Raw genomic sequence first — 1,424 nt, forward strand, 5'->3', positions numbered from 1 at the left:
TTTAGCGATATAAGATAGACCCATGAGATTCGCTAGTGTACAGGATCGACAGATCCTGTACACTAGCGAAAGAGAGAGGAGCACATCTTGTGGAATCTATCATTGAAAGCTATCGAGAATATCAAAGCGTTATCCGGGGGTATACCCCCAAAGTCGTCCTTGGCACCTGGAGAGAATTAATGAAGCTGGCAGCCCATCTTCAAGCCCAGTCTCTTGTTCTTGAGACGGTCGAACTCGTTCACCTTGAGAATTACTGCATCGAACGTACAAAGGATAAATCCCTTGGCTACCGTAATCTCATCGTCAGCCAAATACGTTCATTCTTTACCTATCTGCACCAACAGGAATACCGTTCGGACAGTCCTGCGCTGGGGCTCTCCTACACGAATCTAGATGCTCATCAGGCCCTTCCTGAGATCGCCACGTTTGAAGAAGTTCAAGACTGTCTTAAGGAGCTTCGCCGCCAGATCAAATCATGTTTGGGGCGTAAACAGTTCGATCCGATTCGCAAACGTAATCTAGCACTCTTTGCCCTCATGTATGCAACAGGTATTCGAGCTGGTGAAGCAGCCAATCTCAGGCTGCGTGATGTGCTCTGGGAGGAGCAAATTCTTTGCATCCATGCCGGAAAAGGTCGTAAGGACAGAAGGGTTCCCGTTGTCGGAGAAGTATTGGAACTCCTGCAGGTCTACCTAGCCACCCGGCAGGACCTTTCGACCGATGCGCCGCTATTCCTTACTTGGAGAAAAGAAGCGATGAACAATAATTTGGTCGGCGTTACGTTCCGAAGCTACTCTGAGATGTGGGCGAAGCCGTTACGCCCTCATCAATTGCGTCATACTTGCGCGACTCATCTCTTCCAAGAGGGCGGCAATATTGTCTACATTAAGGATTGGCTCGGTCACAAGCGCATCACCACAACGCTTCACTATGCGCGGATACAAAATCCGGAGATTGCAGCAACACTGGAAGTGCATCCGATCAATGCAGCAGCCTTACCTGTTCCGCCTAAGCTTCGGTTAGTAGAAGGATCACGGCAAAAGCTTAAGAGCTCCCTTCGTCGTAAATACACCGTTACACCTGTAGCCGACGCTCTTACAGGCACGCTCTCGAAACAGATCGAGGAATTCCTCCGAACCGCGGCGGGCATGGGGAAATACAGTAAAAGCTCCTTGAAGGAATTCCGTTTCAGTCTAACTCGCTTTGCCGTAGGGTGTTCATCCTGTATGGAACAAGGTGTTGGAGCCTTGCGCGGCGCAGACATCATCCGTTGGTTAAGTAGCCGTAGACAAGCCGGAATCTCTCCATTTACCATAGATAAAAACCTGTCCCATCTCCGTTCATTCCTTGCTTACGCCGTGGATCGCGGCTGGAGATCGGACAATCCCATGGAGGCGCTTAAGATGGTACCAAGGCAACCCAAA

Annotated in this window: 1 protein-coding gene; it reads left to right on the forward strand. The window is 49.9% G+C overall.

The window, feature by feature from the left end:
- Positions 1 to 89 precede the first annotated feature (89 nt).
- On the forward strand, positions 90 to 1,424 hold a 1,335-nt coding region (locus ACFQ2I_RS19510), incomplete at its 3' end, for a tyrosine-type recombinase/integrase (protein WP_377567221.1).

This window comes from Paenibacillus chungangensis (assembly GCF_042675905.1).
GTDB classification, from domain to species: domain Bacteria; phylum Bacillota; class Bacilli; order Paenibacillales; family Paenibacillaceae; genus Pristimantibacillus; species Pristimantibacillus chungangensis.